22 protein-coding genes and 1 tRNA gene are annotated in these 20,318 nt (G+C 37.0%); 22 read left to right on the forward strand and 1 reads right to left on the reverse strand.

The window, feature by feature from the left end; translation table 11 throughout:
* Positions 1-232 precede the first annotated feature (232 nt).
* The 18 genes from hprK to EK386_RS18305 all read left to right on the forward strand — a co-directional run bounded on the left by hprK (position 233) and on the right by EK386_RS18305 (position 15,937).
* Entirely contained in the window at positions 233-1,168 is a 936-nt protein-coding gene (gene hprK / locus EK386_RS18220; RefSeq protein WP_126660609.1) for an HPr(Ser) kinase/phosphatase, read from the forward strand.
* Positions 1,169-1,208: 40 nt separating this feature from the next.
* A complete protein-coding gene (lgt, locus tag EK386_RS18225; RefSeq protein ID WP_126660610.1) occupies positions 1,209-2,060 on the forward strand; it encodes a prolipoprotein diacylglyceryl transferase in 852 nt (283 codons plus the stop codon).
* Between the two features lie 23 nt (positions 2,061-2,083).
* Entirely contained in the window at positions 2,084-2,725 is a 642-nt protein-coding gene (gene ppaX, locus EK386_RS18230; protein WP_126660611.1) for a pyrophosphatase PpaX, read from the forward strand.
* A 4-nt stretch (positions 2,726-2,729) separates the two neighbouring features.
* A complete protein-coding gene (locus EK386_RS18235) occupies positions 2,730-3,242 on the forward strand; it encodes an acyltransferase (protein ID WP_126660612.1) in 513 nt (170 codons plus the stop codon).
* A 244-nt stretch (positions 3,243-3,486) separates the two neighbouring features.
* On the forward strand, positions 3,487-4,647 hold the full coding sequence (locus EK386_RS18240; RefSeq protein WP_246027727.1) for an ATP phosphoribosyltransferase regulatory subunit: 1,161 nt from the start codon (positions 3,487-3,489) through the stop codon (positions 4,645-4,647).
* Entirely contained in the window at positions 4,647-5,270 is a 624-nt protein-coding gene (hisG, locus tag EK386_RS18245; RefSeq protein WP_126660613.1) for an ATP phosphoribosyltransferase, read from the forward strand. Before EK386_RS18240 ends, hisG begins: the two co-directional genes overlap by 1 nt.
* Before the next feature lie 15 nt (positions 5,271-5,285).
* Positions 5,286-6,566 carry a histidinol dehydrogenase gene (gene hisD, locus EK386_RS18250; RefSeq protein ID WP_126660614.1) on the forward strand — a complete coding sequence of 427 codons (1,281 nt, stop codon included), beginning with the start codon at positions 5,286-5,288 and terminating at the stop codon, positions 6,564-6,566.
* Positions 6,567-6,568: 2 nt separating this feature from the next.
* Positions 6,569-7,174 carry an imidazoleglycerol-phosphate dehydratase HisB gene (hisB, locus tag EK386_RS18255; protein WP_126660615.1) on the forward strand — a complete coding sequence of 202 codons (606 nt, stop codon included), beginning with the start codon at positions 6,569-6,571 and terminating at the stop codon, positions 7,172-7,174.
* Entirely contained in the window at positions 7,171-7,818 is a 648-nt protein-coding gene (gene hisH / locus EK386_RS18260) for an imidazole glycerol phosphate synthase subunit HisH (RefSeq protein WP_126660616.1), read from the forward strand. Before hisB ends, hisH begins: the two co-directional genes overlap by 4 nt.
* Complete coding sequence (hisF, locus tag EK386_RS18265) at positions 7,812-8,570, forward strand: imidazole glycerol phosphate synthase subunit HisF (RefSeq protein WP_126660617.1); 759 nt, start codon at positions 7,812-7,814, stop codon at positions 8,568-8,570. The genes hisH and hisF overlap by 7 nt, the downstream gene beginning before the upstream one ends.
* Positions 8,567-9,205, forward strand: a complete 639-nt coding sequence (gene hisIE / locus EK386_RS18270) for a bifunctional phosphoribosyl-AMP cyclohydrolase/phosphoribosyl-ATP diphosphatase HisIE (protein WP_126660618.1) — start codon at positions 8,567-8,569, stop codon at positions 9,203-9,205. The genes hisF and hisIE overlap by 4 nt, the downstream gene beginning before the upstream one ends.
* 114 nt (positions 9,206-9,319) lie before the next feature.
* Positions 9,320-10,843, forward strand: a complete 1,524-nt coding sequence (locus EK386_RS18275; RefSeq protein ID WP_126660619.1) for a tetratricopeptide repeat protein — start codon at positions 9,320-9,322, stop codon at positions 10,841-10,843.
* A gap of 159 nt (positions 10,844-11,002) precedes the next feature.
* The gene (gene trxB, locus EK386_RS18280) at positions 11,003-11,947 is read left to right on the forward strand and encodes a thioredoxin-disulfide reductase (RefSeq protein WP_126660620.1); all 945 of its coding nucleotides are present in this window, start codon (positions 11,003-11,005) and stop codon (positions 11,945-11,947) included.
* 280 nt (positions 11,948-12,227) lie between these two features.
* Positions 12,228-12,698 carry an NUDIX domain-containing protein gene (locus tag EK386_RS18285; protein WP_126660621.1) on the forward strand — a complete coding sequence of 157 codons (471 nt, stop codon included), beginning with the start codon at positions 12,228-12,230 and terminating at the stop codon, positions 12,696-12,698.
* Between the two features lie 12 nt (positions 12,699-12,710).
* Positions 12,711-13,595 (forward strand): RNase adapter RapZ, encoded by an 885-nt coding sequence (gene rapZ / locus EK386_RS18290; RefSeq protein ID WP_126660622.1) that lies wholly within the window; start codon positions 12,711-12,713, stop codon positions 13,593-13,595.
* Positions 13,596-13,599: 4 nt separating this feature from the next.
* Positions 13,600-14,571: a gluconeogenesis morphogenetic factor MgfK gene (gene mgfK, locus EK386_RS18295; RefSeq protein ID WP_126660623.1), complete on the forward strand. Its 972-nt coding sequence runs from the start codon at positions 13,600-13,602 to the stop codon at positions 14,569-14,571.
* Between the two features lie 67 nt (positions 14,572-14,638).
* Positions 14,639-15,583 (forward strand): DNA-binding protein WhiA, encoded by a 945-nt coding sequence (gene whiA / locus EK386_RS18300; protein WP_126660624.1) that lies wholly within the window; start codon positions 14,639-14,641, stop codon positions 15,581-15,583.
* Positions 15,584-15,679: 96 nt separating this feature from the next.
* On the forward strand, positions 15,680-15,937 hold the full coding sequence (locus tag EK386_RS18305; RefSeq protein ID WP_126660625.1) for an HPr family phosphocarrier protein: 258 nt from the start codon (positions 15,680-15,682) through the stop codon (positions 15,935-15,937).
* A 318-nt stretch (positions 15,938-16,255) separates the two neighbouring features.
* On the opposite strand, the gene clpP is transcribed toward EK386_RS18305, so the two are convergent.
* Positions 16,256-16,849 (reverse strand): ATP-dependent Clp endopeptidase proteolytic subunit ClpP, encoded by a 594-nt coding sequence (clpP, locus tag EK386_RS18310; RefSeq protein WP_126660626.1) that lies wholly within the window; start codon positions 16,847-16,849, stop codon positions 16,256-16,258.
* 379 nt (positions 16,850-17,228) lie between these two features.
* Between clpP and EK386_RS18315 the strand changes: the two genes are divergently transcribed.
* The 4 genes from EK386_RS18315 to EK386_RS18330 all read left to right on the forward strand — a co-directional run bounded on the left by EK386_RS18315 (position 17,229) and on the right by EK386_RS18330 (position 20,289).
* A tRNA-Arg gene (locus EK386_RS18315) sits at positions 17,229-17,303 on the forward strand.
* A 733-nt stretch (positions 17,304-18,036) separates the two neighbouring features.
* Positions 18,037-18,843 carry a basic amino acid ABC transporter substrate-binding protein gene (locus tag EK386_RS18320; RefSeq protein ID WP_126660627.1) on the forward strand — a complete coding sequence of 269 codons (807 nt, stop codon included), beginning with the start codon at positions 18,037-18,039 and terminating at the stop codon, positions 18,841-18,843.
* Positions 18,844-18,862: 19 nt separating this feature from the next.
* The gene (locus tag EK386_RS18325; protein ID WP_126660628.1) at positions 18,863-19,570 is read left to right on the forward strand and encodes an amino acid ABC transporter permease; all 708 of its coding nucleotides are present in this window, start codon (positions 18,863-18,865) and stop codon (positions 19,568-19,570) included.
* Positions 19,567-20,289 carry an amino acid ABC transporter ATP-binding protein gene (locus EK386_RS18330; protein ID WP_126660629.1) on the forward strand — a complete coding sequence of 241 codons (723 nt, stop codon included), beginning with the start codon at positions 19,567-19,569 and terminating at the stop codon, positions 20,287-20,289. The genes EK386_RS18325 and EK386_RS18330 overlap by 4 nt, the downstream gene beginning before the upstream one ends.
* Positions 20,290-20,318: the final 29 nt, after the last annotated feature.

Genomic DNA, 20,318 nt, shown 5'->3' on the forward strand with positions numbered 1-20,318 from the left:
AAACATTAAACGGCTTGAGCCCCCTAGAATACAGGGCTCAAGCCGCCTAAGCATTTTTATTATTTTCACTGTCTACTTGACAGGGAGCAGTTCAATTCTCATGGCCTCGTCTTTTTACTTTCATAAAAGTAACGAATACGTATCAATAGTACATAAGGAAGAAAAGTAATACATTCCAACTGTTCCATGCTAAAATAGTTACTATATGTCAATAAAGGTAGGGAAGTATGCAATGATTCAAGTAACGACAAAAGATGTAATTGAAAAATTTAACCTAAAGTTAGTTAGTGGACATGATGGCGTTGGAAAATATATCACAATGAGCGATATTTCAAGACCTGGCTTAGAGATGGCGGGTTATTTTACACATTATCCAGCAAATCGCATTCAGTTAATCGGTAAAACGGAATACTCATTTTTTGAAATGCTCCCATCCGAATTGAAAAAAGAAAGAATGTTTAAGCTTTGTTCACAGGATACTCCTGCAATTGTTGTCTCAAGAAATATGGAGATTCCCCAAGAGTTGATTGATGCATCCAATGAAAATAATGTTCCAGTCTTACAAACATCAATGAAAACGACTAGTTTTTCAAGTAGATTAACTAATTTCCTTGAAAGTAAATTAGCACCCCTAACTGCGGTTCATGGTGTATTAGTGGACGTTTATGGGATTGGTGTGTTGATTATTGGTAAAAGTGGTGTTGGTAAGAGTGAAACAGCACTGGAGTTAATTAAAAAAGGACATCGGTTAGTAGCGGATGATTGTGTTGAAATTCGTCAAGAAGCAGAAAATTTACTAATTGGTAGTCCGCCTCCACTATTAGAACATTTATTAGAAATTCGAGGTATTGGGATTATTGATATTATGACATTATTTGGTGCGAGTGCTATACGACCATATAAACGTGTAACCTTAATTATCGAGCTCGAAAACTGGGACGCTGAAAAAACGTACGATCGCCTTGGTCTTGATGAAGAGAAAATGAAAATTATTGATACTGAAATAACAAAATTAACAATCCCAGTACAACCTGGTCGAAATGTGTCCGTAATCATTGAAGTGGCAGCGATGAATTATCGCCTGAAAAAAATGGGTGTCAATGCGGCACAAGAATTTTCAAGAAGACTGGATGAAATGATTTCCATTCATGAAATAGAAGATATTTAATGGATGGATGTTTTGAAAGTCAAATCGAAAGGGGTTCATTATGGAACAAATTTTACTTGCAATTGATCCAGTCGCCATTACATTAGGTCCCTTAACTGTGCGCTGGTATGGAATTTTGATTGCCTTAGGGATTATGTTGGCATATTTTGTTGGACAACGAGAAGCTATTAAACGAGGTCTACCTGAAAATTTTCTTGCGGATCTGCTGATTTGGGCTATTCCGATTGCGATCGTTTCAGCGCGTATTTATTATGTTGCGATGAAGTGGGAGTACTATGGTGCAAATCCGGGTAAGATCATTCAAATTTGGAATGGTGGTATTGCCATTCATGGTGCTTTAATAGGGGCTGTGATTACGGCTTATATATTTTCTAAAAAACGTGGAGTTAGCTTTTTAAAGGTAGCTGACATTGCCGCGCCAAGTATTCTAATCGGTCAAATTGTTGGGCGTTGGGGTAACTTTATGAACCAAGAAGCTTACGGAGGTCCTGTTTCTCGTGAGTTTTTAGAAGGATTAATGATACCGAACTGGATTATTGAACAGATGTATATTCAAGAATTAGAGACATATGTTCATCCAACGTTTCTCTATGAATCGTTATGGAATGTCGTGGGCTTAATCATTCTATTAGCGCTAAGAAAAGTAAACTTACAAAGAGGAGAAATTTTCTTCTCGTATATGATTTGGTATTCAATTGGACGATTCTTTATAGAAGGTATGAGAACAGATAGTTTGTATTTAATAGGCGAATTACGCTCCGCACAAGTAGTATCAATTTTATCGATTGTCATAGCTCTAGCTGCCATCATTTATCGCAGAATGAAAGTTCGACCTGTTGTACGTTATCTAGATGTTGAGAAGAAAGAAAAGAAAAAAGGTAAGCAAAAATAATTGCTCCTAGGTTAAGAGGTTTTATGCAAATGAAAGCATTACTATTTGATTTTGATGGGACACTTTTAGATACAAACGAATTAATTATTCAAACGTTTATGCATGTTTTGGAGGAACGATTTCCTGGGCAATATTCGCCAAAAGACTGCATAAAATTTATTGGCCCGTCACTAAAAGAAACTTTTGAACAAATTACACCAAATGAAGTAGATGAAATGATTGAAAAATATCGACAATGGAATCACGAACATCATGATGAATTGATTACAGAATTTGATGGTGTCCTTCCTACACTAGAAAAATTAAAAGAGCAAGGTGTTAGAATGGCCATCGTATCGACAAAAAGAAGAGATACAATTAAAAAAGGATTAGAATTAATGGGAGCTACATCTTTCTTTGAGTTTTTAATTGGAATCGATGACGTAAATCATGTAAAGCCTCATCCTGAACCAGTGTTATTGGCAATTGAAAAGCTAGGTGTGGCTAAAGAAGATGTCATGATGATTGGCGATAATTATCACGATATTGAAGCAGGCAAAAATGCGGGTGTCAAAACTGCAGGTGTAGCATGGTCAATTAAAGGAGAAGAATTTTTAAAACAATATCAACCTAACTATATTCTCCAACATATGACAGATTTATTACAGATTGTAAAGGAGTCCTAAATGTATGAGAAGAACGGAACGATATCCAGTACAAGGCGCAAACTCGTTATGGAAAGTATATAAAACAGTTTCATTTTGGAAAGTTATGAAATGCTTTATTTTTATACAAATTGGGCGCATTACGCCATCGATGAGTATGAAAAATTGGATTTATCGTACGTTTTTACATATGAAAATTGGAGACAAAACTTCCTTAGCACTGATGGTCATGCCAGATTCGATGTTTCCTGAACGAATTTCAATCGGAAACAATACAATCATTGGCTACAATACGACGATATTGGCCCATGAATACTTAATTGAAGAGTATCGATTAGGTGATGTGAAAATTGGAAGTGAAGTAATGATTGGAGCCAATTCAACCATTCTCCCGGGTGTAGAAATTGGAGATGGCGCCATTGTATCAGCAGCAACACTTGTCCATCGAGATGTTCCTGCTGGTAGTATGGTAGGTGGGAACCCAATGAAAATCATCTATACAGCAGAACAAATGGCAGAGAGAAAAAGATCAATGTAGAATATTGTCTAGCTACAGTGCATGGCCTTTCGCTTTTGTTAAAAATTTTGACTCACTATTATTCGAATAGTGAGTCTTTTCTTTCAATTAAAAGGTATAATTAGGGTGAACGACAAATAAGACAATCATACCTCAATACATAGATTATGATTGACGAATACTTGGGAATTGGTTAAAATTACTTTCATATACTAACTCTCTAGTACTCTAGTACGTTAAAGTAAAAATGGTAGGATGTGGAGCTATGTCTTTGAAAATGTTCGAAAAACCACTTGGAATGCGTGATACATTCCCAATCACTTATGAAAAAATCGAAACAGTACGAAAAACGGGGCGTGAATTTTTACGTTCTCGAGGATATGATTTTATTCAAACGCCTAGTTTAGAATATTTTGACACAGTCGGTAAGGCGAGTGCGATTTATAATGCGTCACTTTTTAAACTTGTCGATAGTCAAGGGAATACGTTAGTTCTAAGACCAGATATGACAACACCAATTGCACGTGTCGCAACATCAAAATTACTAAAAGAAAAAATTCCTTTACGCTTAGCCTACTTTGCTAATGTTTTTCGTGCTCAACAAACTGAGGGTGGCCGACCAGCTGAGTTTGGTCAAATGGGGATTGAAGTCATTGGAGATAGTACGGTCTTTGCTGATGCAGAGGTTATTATTACAGCTATTACTTTAATCCAATCATTCGGCATTGAATCGTTTAAAATTACGATTGGCCATGCAGGTGTTTTAAATTGTATTTTAAAAGATTATACAGAAAGTGATCTACAAGCAAATACGCTTCGTAAATTATTGGTTGATCGTAACTATGTTGGGTTTGAAGAAGCAGTAGAATCCTTCCATTTACCGAAGACAAAATCAGATGCATTACTTCAATTTATTGATGAAGCAACTAATTTTGTATCCATTGAAGAAATCGAAAAATATGTGCGTAAAAATGATGCACTAGAATATATGCAACAACTGATTGAACTCATTAACGTAGCAGACCTTTCCAAATATGTAGCCTTAGATTTTACCCTTTCTAGCCATATGAACTACTACACAGGTATGCTGTTTGAAGTATTTGCAGAAGGTAGTGGATTTGCGTTAGGGAATGGTGGTCGTTATGACGGATTACTTCACCATTTTGGTAGTGAGGTAGGGGCAACAGGGTTTGGTATTCGAATTGATCGTCTATTAGAGGTATTACCAGCTGAAGAAATGCAAGATGAAACAGTTGCAGTCATCTTCCATGAACAAGATTATTTACAAGCACTTACTATTGCCAATCGTTTCCGTGAAGAAGGGAAGCGAGTAACATTGCAATCCAAAAAAGGTCTTTTAGATGAAGAAGCCTTTATCAAACAATTTGGTCGTGTCGTGAATGTTAGCCAGGAGGATTTAGTGTAATGAGTGAATTAACAATTGCAATGCCAAAAGGACGGATTTTTGAAGAAGCGTATCAAATGTTAATTGATGTCGGATTTAATTTACCAGAGGAAGTTGAAATGTCCCGTAAATTAATGATCGAAATTCCTGAAGAAAAAATTCGCTTCATTTTGGCAAAACCAACAGACGTACCTGTTTATGTTGAACATGGCGTAGCAGATATCGGAATCGCAGGGAAAGATACATTATTAGAACAAAAACGAAACGTTCATGAGCTATTAGACTTGAAAATTAGCCAGTGCTACATTGCATCGGCTGGCTTACCAAATACAACAATGAATGAAATCGCACCACGCATTGCAACGAAATATCCAAATATCGCGATGAATTATTATAAGGAAATCGGGGAGCAAGTTGAAATTATCGAGCTAAATGGTTCGATTGAGTTAGCACCAATGATTGGATTAGCCGATCGCATTGTCGATATTGTTTCCACTGGTCGAACATTAAAAGAAAACGGCCTTGTCGAGTATGAGCATATTACAGATGTTTCTTCTCGATTAATCGCAAACCCTGTAAGCTATCGCATGAAAAGTGCGCGTATCCAAGAAATCGTAACTCGTTTGAAAAAATTTGTTAATTAGAGAGAAGGATTATTTGTGAAAATTACAAAATTAACAAACTCAATTTCTTTAAAGAGACAACTTGAAGGTGGCAATGAAGAACAGTTAAAAACGGTTCGCCAAGTATTGCTTGATGTGAAACAATACGGTGACGAAGCTGTTCGTAAATATAGCAAAATGTGGGACGGGATTAGTTTGGAAGATTTCCGTGTCAGTCAACAAGAAATCGATGAAGCAGTAGAAACTTTCGATGAACAATTGAAAAAGGATTTAGAAGAAGCGGCTGAAAATATTCGTTACTATCATGCAGCACAAAGTCGTGAAGGGTATAAACGTCCTTTAGCAGATGGTTCTTGGTTAGCGCAACGAATTACGCCACTGGATGCAGTTGGTTTATATGTGCCAGGGGGGTCAGCAGCATACCCATCCTCTGTTTTAATGAACGTAATTCCAGCCCAAGTTGCAGGTGTAAAACGCATTGTCATCACATCCCCAGCTGGAAGAGATGGAAAATTACCTGCTGCAGTATTGGTGGCGGCATCGATTTTAGGTGTTACAGAAATTTATAAAATTGGCGGTGCTCAAGCAATTGCAGCATTAGCTTATGGTACGGAAACAATTGCTGCTGTAGACAAAATCACTGGTCCAGGAAATATATTTGTAGCCTTAGCAAAACGTGAAGTATTTGGTGAAGTCGCAATTGACATGATTGCTGGTCCAAGTGAAATTGCCGTACTCGCGGATGAAACGGCCTATGCTGATGAAGTAGCAGCGGATCTATTATCTCAAGCAGAACATGATGCATTAGCATGTGCTGTGTTAATTACAACGAGTGAACGATTAGCCATTGATGTTGCTGTAGAAGTAGAAAGACAGTTAAGCGAACTTCCGAGAGAAGCCATTGCCCGTCAATCAATTGAAAACTTTGGTCAAATTTACATAGCTGATTCAATCACTCAAGCAGTCGAAGCAGTGAATTCATTAGCACCTGAACATTTAGAAGTGGTATGTCAAAATGCAGAAGAAGTGGCAGAACAAATCAATCATGCTGGCGCAATCTTTATAGGACGTTTCAGTTCTGAACCAGTAGGCGATTATTTTGCTGGGACGAATCACGTATTACCGACGAATAGTACAGCGCGTTTTGCCAGTGGATTAAACGTGGATGACTTTATTAAGCGTACAAGTATCGTTTATTATAGTGAAAAAACTTGGCAAGAAAATGCACCGAAAATTGCGCGTCTTGCTCGAATGGAAGGATTAGAAGGACATGCCCGAGCAGTAGAATCTCGTGGTTGGACTAAAGGAGACAAATAACAATGACTGAATTAAAAAGACGCTTTGCGAAAATCGAACGTAAGACGAACGAAACAAAAATTGCAGTAGAGTTGGATTTAGATGGAGACGGAAAAGCAGAAGTAAATACAGGCGTTCCTTTTATGGATCATATGCTCGATTTATTTATTAAACATGGCTTGTTTGATGGAAAAGTGATTGCGGATGGTGATACACACATCGATGACCACCATACAACGGAGGATATTGGCATTGTTTTAGGACAAGTCATTCGTGAAGCGCTTGGCGATAAAAAGGGAATTAAACGATATGGGAATGCCTTTGTACCAATGGATGATGCATTAGCTCAAGTGGTAGTGGATTGTTCAAATCGTCCGCATTTAGAATATCGTGTAGAACCTGCGTTAACACAAAAAGTTGGCACGTTTGATACAGAACTTGTCCATGAGTTTTTATGGAAATTTGCATTAGAAGCGCGCATGAATGTCCATGTGATCGTTCCTTATGGTCATAATACACATCACATTATCGAAGCAATTTTTAAAGCGTTAGCTCGTGCAATTGACGATGCGGTACAAATTGATCCTCGTGTGAAAGGTGTACCGTCAACGAAAGGACTGTTAACATGATAATTGGTGTAATTGATTATGGCATGGGAAATTTATTTAGTGTGGAACAGGCATTAAAACGTTTAAACTGTGAAGTCGTTGTGTCGTCGGATGTACAGCAACTAGCTGCGACAGATGCCTTAATCTTACCTGGTGTAGGGGCTTTTCCTGATGCAATGAAACGTTTAGCAGAAACAGGACTAGATCAATTTATCCGTGAACAAGTAGATGCAAAGAAACCCCTTCTTGGTATTTGCCTTGGGATGCAATTACTTTTTGATGAAAGTGAAGAAGTGGCACCAACGAAAGGCTTTGGTTTCTTTAAAGGTAGCATCTCTAAATTTTCTGGTGTTAGCGAATCAGGTGAAAAATATCGCGTGCCACATATGGGATGGAATACATTAGAATTTCAAACGATCCCATCATGGTTAGAAAATAAAGAACTACCTGAAAGTAAATATGTGTATTTCGTTCATTCATTCTATGGGGCAAATATTGACCGTGAACAACTTGTCGCAAGCGCGGATTACTTCGGTGTTGAGGTCCCTGGTGTCGTTCAATCTGGTTCGGTTTGTGGTATGCAGTTCCACCCTGAAAAATCAGGAGAATTCGGCGTATTTTTACTACAGCAATGGTTAAATGGTGTGGAGGTGCTTGCATGTTAACAAAACGTATTATTCCGTGCCTTGATGTAAAAGAGGGACGCGTGGTAAAAGGCATTCAATTTGTTGAACTTCGAGATGCAGGTGACCCAGTCGAGCTGGCAAAATTTTATGATGAGCAAGGTGCAGATGAATTAGTATTTTTAGATATTTCCGCATCCCATGAAGGCCGTGAAACAATGGTAGATGTAGTAAGACAAACTGCCGCAGCACTAGCGATTCCATTTACGGTAGGTGGGGGAATTCGAACGTTAGAGGATATGAAGCGAATTCTTCGTGCGGGTGCAGATAAAGTATCGGTGAATACCTCTGCCCTTGAACGTCCGGAATTAATTAAAGAAGGATCAGACTTTTTCGGTGCACAATGTATCGTAGTCGCAATTGATGCGAGATACAGTGAAGAAGATGGTACGTGGATGGTGTATACACACGGCGGTCGCAATAAAACAGAGTGGCAAGCAGTTGAATGGGCACAACAAGCGGTTCGTTTAGGTGCAGGCGAAATTTTATTAACGAGTATGAATCAAGACGGTGAAAAATCAGGCTTTGATTTAGCTTTAACAAAAGCAGTAAGAGATGCAGTGACAGTCCCTGTAATTGCAAGTGGTGGTGCAGGCAATGCAGAGCACTTTGTAGAAGTATTACAAGATGTGGATGCAGATGCAGCATTAGCAGCGTCGATTTTCCATTATAAAGAAACGAGTGTAGCAGAAGTAAAAGCACACCTAAGAGATAAAGGAGTTTGTGTCAGATGATCGAAGGATTAAAGTTTGATGAAAAAGGGTTAATTACAGCAGTTGTACAAGATGCACAATCGAAAGAAGTACTAACGGTTGCCTATATGAATGAAGAGTCTTTACAAAAATCAATTGAAACGGGTGAAACATGGTTTTACTCTCGTTCGCGTGGGGAACTATGGCACAAAGGTGAAACAAGTGGCAACACGCAAAAAATCGTTTCCATTAAAACAGATTGTGATGCAGATGCACTAGTTGTCGAAGTATTACCAGCAGGGCCGGCTTGTCATAATGGAACGATTTCATGTTTTACAGAAACAGTTTTAGAAAACGATTCAGTAGGTTCGGTTGATATCATTCCAGAATTAGCGAGAATTATTCGCCAACGTGAAATTGACATGCCAGAGGGCGCGTACACTACATATTTATTCGAAAAAGGAATCGATAAAATTTGTAAAAAAGTTGGGGAAGAAGCGACTGAAGTTGTAATTGGTGCAAAAAATCGTGATGTACAAGAAGTGAAATGGGAAGCGGCAGATTTAATTTACCACTTACTGGTGTTACTACAAGAACAAAAAATTGATGTGTATGAAGTGCTTGAAGTATTAAAATCTAGACACGAAGAAAAAAGAGCAAGTACTAAAAATCAATAACATTCTCCAAACACGATATTAATGACGATTTGTCTAATTGTGTTATAATAAAAGTAATTGTCTAAGGGAACGTAGTCAAATACGTTCCTATTTTCGTGTTTCGGAGGATTTAATTTGGAAAAAAAACTTCTAAAGGGAAAAGTGAATAATGTTGTGACGTTTATTCCAGATGGTGATTACTATTTTAACAAGGCATTAAAAGCGATGGAAAAAGACCAGATGGACAAGGCATACAAATATATGAAACGCGCTGCTGAACTGAGCCCAGATGATGCCCATATTCTTATGCAATTCGGTATTCTTGAAATGGACGCTCAAAATTTTGAGAAAGCCTATGAATTAATTCATACAGCCTATAGCCTCGATCCAAGTGAAGCAGAACATGCCTTCTTTTTAGCAGAAATTTCGGGGTGTATAGGGTTAGTAAAAGACGCGAACAAATATGCAAAATTGTATTTAGACATGGAACCGGATGGAATGTATGCACAAGAGGCTGAAGAGATTATCGAATTTGTGCAATATGAAGAAGATGAAATCGATCAACTAGATGAAGAAGATTCAGAAAAACTAATCGCTCAAGAAAAGGCGCGACGTTTAATGGAAAATAGTCAATTTCCCCAAGCGATAGAAGTATTGGAGAAATTAATTGAAAGCTATCCAGAATTATGGGCAGCCTATAACAACTTAGCGTTGGCGTATTTTTATATCGGTGAAACAGAACAATCGAAAGCTTTATTACACCATGTATTACGAGAAAATCATGGGAACCTTCACGCGCTTTGCAATTTAACGGTCGTGGCCTATTACGAAAAAAATGACAAAGAACTTGAATCGCTCCTTGAATTATTGAAAAAGATTAATCCATATGATTGGGAAAATCGCTATAAACTAGGGGCTACTCTTGCGCTTGTCGGTCAATATGAGCTGGCCTATAAATGGCTACAAAGCATGAAAAAAAGAGGCTTTTTTGGCGACTCAGGATTTTATTTTTGGCTAGCACAATCCGCTTATTTTAGTGGTCGTAAAGAAGAAGGGAAAGCGTGTTGGAAAAAGCTTATCGAAATTGATCCTTCCAAAGAAGGTTTAGAACCATGGTTACATGTGAAGGAAGAAATCGACGGAAATTTCTTAGAGCATAACCGTGATGTCATCATTGAAAAAATTAGTAGTGATTATGGTGCCCATCGAATGTTTGGTTTCTTTTTATTAAGTAAATCACCTTATAAACAGGAAATAATTGCTCATCCTAAGTTGATTGATTTAGGAAATTACACGGCTATTGAAAAGCTGTGCTTAGCGTATGCACTTGGTCATCAATTTGATGAAAATAATCCCATTGAAAAGTATTTTGTGCGTTCGATGCAAGTAGTAGAAGAGCTATATAATCGTTGCGGTCCTATTACAATCGAAGTGCAATACTTATATCAAATGTGGTTTGTTTTATGTGAGAGAGCCATCAATGAAGATTACCAGTTCAAAAATGTAAAGGCATTAGCTGCATCAATTGAATATATGTTCCACTCGACAATTAATAGTAAAAAGGTAACGAAAAAACATTACGCAGAAAAGTATGGCATTTCCGTTTCAACACTTTCTAAATATGTGGAAGAACTCATACAATTTTTACCCTTTGACTAAACGAAAGCAAACTATTTGAAGTTCTTCATAGATTGCCATAGGATTAGAGTTGTATAAGTATTTAATTATGTATGGATGCGTAGGTAGATACGCTGAAAAGTCCAGTTGGTTTTGGAGCTAGGCGAGCCATCTTCGCTTTTAATATTAGGAGGTATTTTCATGGCTGAGGAAAAAATTTATGATGTAGTAATTATCGGAGCAGGTCCAGCAGGGATGACGGCAGCAGTTTATGCTTCTCGTGCAAATCTTTCTACATTAATGATTGAGCGTGGGATTCCAGGTGGACAAATGGCCAATACAGAAGAGGTAGAAAACTATCCAGGGTTTGATAGTATTTTAGGGCCTGAACTTTCTACTAAAATGTTTGAACATGCGAAAAAATTCGGAGCAGAGTATGTTTACGGCGATGTTGCCGAAGTTATTGATGGGGAAGAATATAAAACGATTAAAGCAGGCTCTAAAGAATATAAAACACGTACAATCATTATTACAACAGGTGCAGAGTATAAAAAAATGGGCGTTCCAGGTGAAAAAGAGCTTGGCGGTCGTGGTGTAAGTTATTGTGCCGTGTGTGATGGTGCATTCTTTAAACAAAAGAATTTAGTCGTTGTTGGTGGTGGCGATTCTGCAGTTGAAGAAGGTGTTTACTTAACTCGTTTTGCGGATAAAGTAACAATTGTTCACCGTCGTGATAAGCTACGTGCTCAAAAAATTCTACAAGACCGTGCATTTGCAAACGAGAAAGTCGACTTCATTTGGAACCATACAGTAAAAGAAATTAATGAAAAAGACGGTAAAGTAGGTAGTGTCACACTTGTTTCAACTGTCGATGGTTCAGAACAAGAATTTACTGCAGATGGCGTTTTCGTTTACATTGGACTGGATCCATTAACAAAACCATTTAGTAATTTAGGAATTTTAAATGAACATGGTTATATCGTGACAAACGATAAAATGGAGACGTCAGTAAAAGGGATTTTTGCTGCTGGTGATGTTCGTGAAAAAATGCTGCGTCAAATTGTTACGGCAACAGGTGATGGTAGTATTGCAGCACAATCTGCTCAACATTACGTGGAAGAATTAATGGATAAAATCAGCCAATAGTAATGTGCTTTTAAAGTTCCTGTAACTCGGTTGCAACATTAAAAGGGTATACTAAGCATATTAACTGGTAACCCCCTTTTAGATATATTTTTTGGTTGTTTCTAATGTTTTAGAAACAACCCTTTTTTTATGTAGTTTTGAATAGTAACGGAGCTTTCAAGAGCGCCTCTCACATTTCAAATGGCATGTTATACATTTTATAAACGTATTATTTTGTAACGTTGTCATTTGAACAGGTATAATAGGGTAAAGGAGTAACAATTGATTTGAGGTGTTGATCATGCAAAGAATAGCAAACTTATTAGCAATACAGGATGGAAAAGCATTACTGCTCCAAAAGCCTAGAAGAGGTTGGTATGTTGCTCCAGGCGGTAAAATGGAAAGTGGCGAATCGATTTATGAAGCCGCTACGAGAGAATTTATTGAAGAAACGAATGTTACCCCGAAAGATATTCACTTAAAAGGTGTCTATACAATGGTCATAAAAGACGGTGACGAACAAGTGGATGAATGGATGCTATTCACGTTTGTCACGCATACAATTGAAGGAGAGCCATTTAAACAAACGAGAGAAGGCGTATTAGAATGGCATACAATAGATCATATTAACGAACTCCCTATGGCAGAAGGTGATCGGGTAAATTTACTTTTTGCCGCTTTAAATGAAGGAATACAATATGGAACATTCGTCTATACAACAGACTTTGAACTACTCGAACAAAAAATACAAAAATCCAACGAACTAAAATAAGGAGAGATTATCATGAGCGATAGTAATAGCTATACACATGAAGTAGTCATTATTACAGGGATGTCTGGAGCCGGAAAGACTGTTGCTGTACAAAGCTTTGAGGATTTAGGTTATTACTGTATCGATAATTTACCTCCTGCACTATTAACAACTTTTTTAGCCTTGATGAGAGAATCAGAACGCCATCTTACTCGTATTGCTGCAGTAATGGATATGCGTGGAGGAGAATTTTTTGAGTCATTGATCGATGCACTAGATTTATTAGAAAGAGAAGCATATGTTAACACACGGGTTTTATTTTTAGATGCAGACAATGAAACATTAGTTCGACGCTATAAAGAAACGCGTCGATCACATCCTCTCGCTCCAACAGGCTTACCGCTTGAGGGGATTGAAAGAGAAAGAGAAATGCTAGCTGAATTAAAGGGTCGAGCAAAATTTGTTTATAACACATCCCAAATGAAACCAAGAGAACTGCGTGAACGAATTGGATCGGAATTTTCAAATTCAAGTAGCCCAAAGTTTTCAATCAATGTCATGTCCTTTGGGTACAAAAACGGAATCCCTATTGATGCAGACCTCGTATTCGACGTTCGATTTTTGAAGAACCCCTATTATGTTGAGGAATTACGTCCAAAAACAGGGTTACAAACAGAAGTATCATCTTATGTATTGGCTACTAGTGAAACACAAGAATTGATAAATAAACTAACAGATTTATTTTCATTTATGATTCCTCAATATGTCAAAGAGGGGAAATCACAACTTGTCATTGCCTTTGGTTGTACAGGTGGTCAACATCGATCGGTGACATTGGCGGAATACTTCGGAAATCTTTTGAGTGAAACATATCAAACTGCTATTGCACACCGTGATATTAATCGGAGGAAGGATTGAAGTAATGAAAAAAAGGAAACCGAATATAGTAGTCATTGGAGGTGGCACAGGACTATCCACGATGTTGCGCGGGTTAAAAAATTATCCGTTTAATATCACTGCGATCGTAACAGTTGCAGATGACGGTGGTTCTTCTGGACGTCTACGTGATGACTACGATATTCCGCCACCTGGAGATATTCGAAATGTGATTGCGGCCTTATCGGATACGGAACCGCTTGTTGAACAAATGTTTCAGTATCGTTTTTCACAATCGGATGACCTTGGTGGACATTCGCTAGGCAATTTAATGCTCACGGCTTTAACGGACATTACCGGGGACTTTAGCCATGCCATCGCAGAAATGAGTAAAGTATTAAAAGTGCATGGAAAAGTAATACCCGCAGCAAACAAAAAGATAACATTAAATGCTGAGTTAATTGACGGTACGATCATTCAAGGGGAATCCAAAATACCAAATTCGCCCCTTCCTATTAAACGTGTGTATTTAGTACCTAAAGACGTTAAACCGCTTCCAGAAACAATACGTGCAATTGCCAGTGCAGATTTTATTTTAGTAGGTCCCGGCAGTCTTTATACAAGTATCATTCCAAACTTATTAGTGAATGAAATTGGGAAAGCGTTAGTAAAGGCAAAAGGTAAAAAAATCTATATTTGTAATCTGATGACGCAAAAAGGTGAAACGATTCATTATCGCGCTACGGATCATGTACAGGCAATTTATGATCATGTCGGAAAACCTTGCTTAGATGCAATTCTAGTAAACAATATTGAACTGCCATTACCGATTAAAGAAAACTATAAGGAAGAAAATGCTGAGCCTGTTAAATTTGATATCGAAAAACTAGAAAATATGGGATTAGAAGTAATTAAAAAAGAAATTGCAACCATTCAAACAGGGGTTGTACGTCATGAGGCGAATAAAATTGCCCAATGGCTATTCGATTATGCTAATCAACATAATGTTAAAAGTTAACAAAGATTTTCATACTAATATTTGCTATGATATATCTCATACATATAAGGAAAAGGGGGGAGAAGAGATGTCATTTGCTTCTGAAACAAAAAAAGAGTTAACGCAAATTGAAGCGGACGATTCCTGTTTAAAAGCTGAAGTTTCAGCTCTTATTCGAATGAATGGGGCCTTATCGTTTACGAATAGACAGTTAAGTTTAGATGTGCAAACAGAGAATGCTGCAATCGCACGTAGATTATATACGATTATAAAAAAACTATACCCATATAACGTTGAATTACTTGTACGTAAAAAAATGCGTTTAAAGAAAAATAATGTATATATCTGTCGTATACGCGATGGTGCTCGTGAGCTACTAACAGATTTAGATATTTTATCTGCTGATTTTCAATTAAACCATAGCTTATCGAAATCATTAAAAGGCAACAAAAATAAAAAGCGAGCATATTTGCGTGGAGCATTTCTAGCAGGTGGCTCTGTTAATAACCCTGAAACATCTGCGTACCATCTAGAAATCTATACTTTATATAAAGAACATGGTGAAGCATTAGCAGAATTAATGAACGTTTTTAATTTAAATGCAAAAACCATTGAAAGAAAAAAAGGTTTTGTAACATACTTAAAAGAAGCTGAAAAAATTTCGGATTTTTTAGGAATTGTTGGTGCGACGACAGCCATGTTAAAGTTTGAAGATGTTCGGATTGTGAGAGATATGCGTAATAGTGTCAATCGTATTGTAAACTGTGAAACCGCTAATTTAAATAAAACGATTGGTGCGGCAATTCGCCAAGTTGAGAATATACGTTTTATTGAAAATACAATTGGGCTTGATCAACTACCAGAAAAACTAAAAGAGATTGCGCGATTACGTGTTGAATATCAAGATGTCACATTAAAAGAGCTAGGTGAAATGGTATCAACAGGAGCCGTAAGTAAATCGGGTGTAAATCATAGATTACGAAAAATAGACGAAATTGCAGATGCTCTTAGACGGGGCGAAATGGTAAAATAAAGTATAATAAAAATATAGGAATCTAACATTGTTCTTTTCATACAATTTAGATAAGATTAAAATATATTTATGAACGGTATGAAAGGGAGTATCGTAATGGTTGAAACCACAGTGGAAGTTAAATTGAAATCGGGTTTACAGGCAAGGCAGGCTGCATTATTCGTACAGGAAGCAAATCGCTATAAATCGGAAGTGTATTTACAAAAAGAAGAGAAAAAAGTAAATGCAAAATCGATTATGGGGATTATGAGCTTAGCAATTGCAAGAGGTACATCTGTTATTTTAATTGCTGACGGTCGAGATGAAGACGAAGCAATTACAGGTTTGTCAGCACTTATCCAAAAAGAAGAATAATATAGAGTTTTTTGAAAACGTTCGCAAAAAGGAGGTGTCTCGCCGGGATGGAGACACCTCCTTTTCTGCACCGAAAGCCTGCGACAGGTGCAAACACCGACTCACCCGTGAATGAGTCGCCTTTTATTCTGCGCCGAAAGCTTGCGACAGGCGCAATAAGGAAGTCACGCCGGGATGGAGACACCTCCTTTTCTGCGCCGAAAGCCTGCGACAGGTGCAAACACCGACTCACCCGTGAATGAGTCGCCTTTTATTCTGCACCGAAAGCCTTAAATAAAAAAGCTGACCCGTTATTGGATCAGCTTGAGTATGTTATTATTATTTTTTGTCGCCACTGCGAGAAATAATATCATCAATTAAACCGTATTCTTTTGCTTGCTCAGCAGTCATGAAATTGTCGCGGTCTGTATCTTGTGCGATTCGATCTAATGATTGGCCTGAACGTTCAGCTAAAATTTGGTTTAATTTATCGCGTAGGAATAAAATGCGTTTTGCAGCGATTTCAATTTCAGTTGCTTGCCCTTGAGCACCGCCAAGTGGTTGGTGAATCATTACTTCTGCATTTGGTAATGCAAAACGTTTTCCTTTTTCACCTGCAGCAAGTAAAAATGCACCCATTGAAGCAGCCATACCGATACAGATTGTTTGTACTTGTGGTTTGATGAATTGCATTGTATCGTAAATGGCCATACCTGCAGTGATAGACCCACCTGGTGAATTAATATATAATGAGATATCTTTATCTGGATCTTCTGCTGCTAAAAATAGTAATTGTGCAACGATTGAGTTCGCTACATTATCATCGATGGCACTACCTAACAGGATAATGCGGTCTTTTAAAAGTCGAGAATAAATGTCATAGGCACGTTCACCGCGGTTTGTTTGTTCAATAACTGTAGGAATTAAATTCATTGTGAAATCCTCCTTATAAAGGTGTTTTAATCAAGTTACTACTGCTTAATCTGTAGTTGTAACAATATCATACACAGAATAGTCAAGAAAGGTCAAATATAAACTCCGCATTCCTGAATTGAGTTTATCATTTTTGTCCACTACCATTCTATGAAGAAATAACAAAGTAATGAGTAACATAAATACTTATGTAAAATTAATATCATTTATCACTTAACTTTTAGTTGAATTGTTCGAAAGACATTTGTATAATAGTAAAGTCGTGATTTGAAGTTAATGGTTTTACCTTCGTATACTAATAATGTGACTAATTTCTGTATGTGAAGAATGATTTCTTGTATTTTCTTTCGCGTTACGAGTAATATTGACTATATAAACTGTCCTCGTGGTGTAATGGATAACACAGAAGATTCCGGTTCTTCCGCTGGGGGTTCGATTCCCTCCGAGGGCGCCATTTTACTGTTTCAAAATATAAATTAGAATAGCAATACCTTGCTGGATATTATTAGTTTAGCAGCCTAATAACATCCAGAGGGAGTGAAAAATAAAGGATAAAATGTAATTACTGTACCAATTCATTTTATCCTTAATTCATTCTCTTTAAACTATCATTACCAATCTTTTCATATAAAATTTATCTTCATTCAGCAGAAAACTCCCACTTCTATAGATGGGAGATGAATGCAAAATAGTAATCGCAGGAGCAAATAAATAGTAGCTGAATAAAGATAAAGCCCCGGCGGAGTCATGCGATTTTGTAAGGAGTTAATTGTGCAAGCACAATTCAAAATCCGGACGCAATTACGCCAAGGCGTAATTGATGATGAAGATCCAAAACATCAGTTGTAAGTAGTTTGAAGGTTATTAAATAGTAAAGCAATCGTACATTTCGAAGTGCGGTTGTTTTTTTATATAAAATTGTGAAATAAGTTCAATCAATTCTTCTACAAAAACATTAAAATATTGTTGAATATAGTACTTTTGCTAAAATAACCCAATAATAGCTCGAATAGTCGGAATATTTAAAAATAATTATAGGCGAAATTGTTAAAATTCCTCTATTAAAATACTTATTTTTAAAAATAGTTATTGTATATTTATACAGATGTTTATATAATTAATTATAATTTCAAAGAGTCAGATAAATGATGATAGAAAGAACTAAAACAAATTAGGGGGAACTCATTATGATTAAGAAAAAAGGGGCTTTTAAAGTATCAATGTTCGTTGCAGCATCTTCACTAGTATTAGCTGCATGTGGTACAGAATCAACTGATTCAAAAAATGGATCAAGTGAAGGTGGAAGTGAAAGCGCAGAAATTACGAAAATTGTAGCAGGAACAGAAGCTACTTTCGCACCATTTGAATTTATGGACGACAAAGGAAATGTAGTCGGAATTGACGTTGATATTTTAGATGCTATTACAGAAGAAATGGGAATCGAATATGAAATTCGCAATGTAGGTTGGGAGCCTGTATTCCAACAAGTAAAAAATGGAGAAATCGATTTTGGTGCATCGGCTATTACAATTACAGATGAGCGTAAAGAAACTTTTGATTTTACAACGCCATACTTTGAAGCTACTCAAGTTTTAGTAGTGAAAGAAGATTCTAAAATTGCTTCTGCTGCAGATGTAAAAGACAAAAAGATTTCAGTACAAATCAATTCAACTGGACATATTGCAGCAAAAGATTTAGTGGGTGAAACAAACCCAAATATTATGGCCTATGAAAATCTTCCAATTGCGATTCAAGAAGTAATTAATGGTACTTCAGAAGCAGCGATCGGTGATAATGCAGTAGTATTTGAATATTTAAAAAATAACCCAGATGCAAAACTAAAAGTAATTGAAGATGATGCATTTGCAAAAGAATATTATGGCTTCATGGTGAAAAAAGGTAACCAAGAAGTATTAGACTTATTAAACGAAGGTCTAGAAAAAGTGAAAGCAAATGGTAAATTAGCAGAAATCACTGGTCAAGAACTAGAATAACTTGTTGGAGGTGTTTCAGATGGACTTCTTTGATTTACGCTGGGACATAATCTGGAACTACCGTGAGCTATTTTTACGTGGGATTTGGGTTACATTAGTTTTAACCCTTAGTGGTTATGTAGGTGGTATTATTCTTGGAGTTTTGATTGGACTCGGAGAAACTTCAAAAAGAAAATTGATTTATTGGCCATCTAAACTATATGTTGACTTATTCCGTGGTACTCCGATGCTAGTACAAATTTTAATTATTCATCTAGCATTAATCCCAGCAGTTTTCGGTCAGTCATTCGGATTTATGGTATCAGGTATTACAGCTCTTATCCTAAATAGTGCTGCTTATAATGCAGAAATTATTCGTGCGGGTATTCAATCTATTGATAAAGGGCAAATGGAAGCAGCGCGTTCACTTGGTTTAACACATAACCAAGCTATGCGTAAAATCATTTTGCCACAAGCTTTCCGTCGAATGATTCCGCCATTAGGAAATGAATTTATTGCACTACTAAAAGATTCTTCATTAGTAACAGTTATCGCTGCGAGTGATATTTTATATGCTGCGAAAGTAGTAGCAGGGGCATATAACCGTTTCTGGGAACCTTATTTAGTAGCTGCACTTCTATATTTAATTTTAACGTACCTTGTAACGAAAGTTGTTGCATATATTGAAAAGCGTTTTAGCAATGATTACAATCCGCGTAAAAAGCGTGAAGGGCGGGTTGAGCAATGATAAAAGTAGAGAACTTACACAAATATTTTGGTAAATTAGAAGTTTTAAAAGGTATTGACTGTGAGATTAAAGAAAAAGAAGTTGTATGTGTAATCGGTCCATCTGGCTCTGGTAAAAGTACATTCCTTAGATGTATCAACTTACTTGAAGAAATTACGGATGGTGCTGTTTATATTAACGGGGTAAAAGTAAATGATGCTAAAACGGATATTAATGATATTCGTACAGAGGTTGGGATGGTGTTCCAACAGTTTAACCTTTTCCCACATATGACGGTAATCGATAACATTATTATGGCACCGATGTTGATTCGTAAAATGTCAAAGTCAGATGCAGAAAAGCTTGCTTTAGAATTACTTGATAAAGTAGGCCTGCGTGCAAAAGCCGACAACTATCCACAACAATTATCAGGTGGTCAACAACAACGTGTGGCAATTGCTAGAGCGTTAGCAATGAAACCAAAAGTGATGTTATTTGATGAACCGACTTCCGCGTTGGACCCAGAAATGGTGAATGAAGTGTTAGATGTAATGAAACAGCTGGCAGTGGAAGGGATGACAATGGTTGTCGTGACACACGAAATGGGATTTGCCCGTGAAGTAGCAGACCGTGCTATATTTATGGATGGTGGCTATATTGTGGAAGAGGGAGACCCAGAAGACTTATTTGGTAATCCACAAAACGAACGAACAAAAGCATTTTTAGGAAAAGTGTTATAAATAGAAAAAATCCATTTGAAGGTGTAAGC

It is taken from the genome of Lysinibacillus antri, assembly GCF_003977595.1.
GTDB lineage: Bacteria > Bacillota > Bacilli > Bacillales_A > Planococcaceae > Ureibacillus > Ureibacillus antri.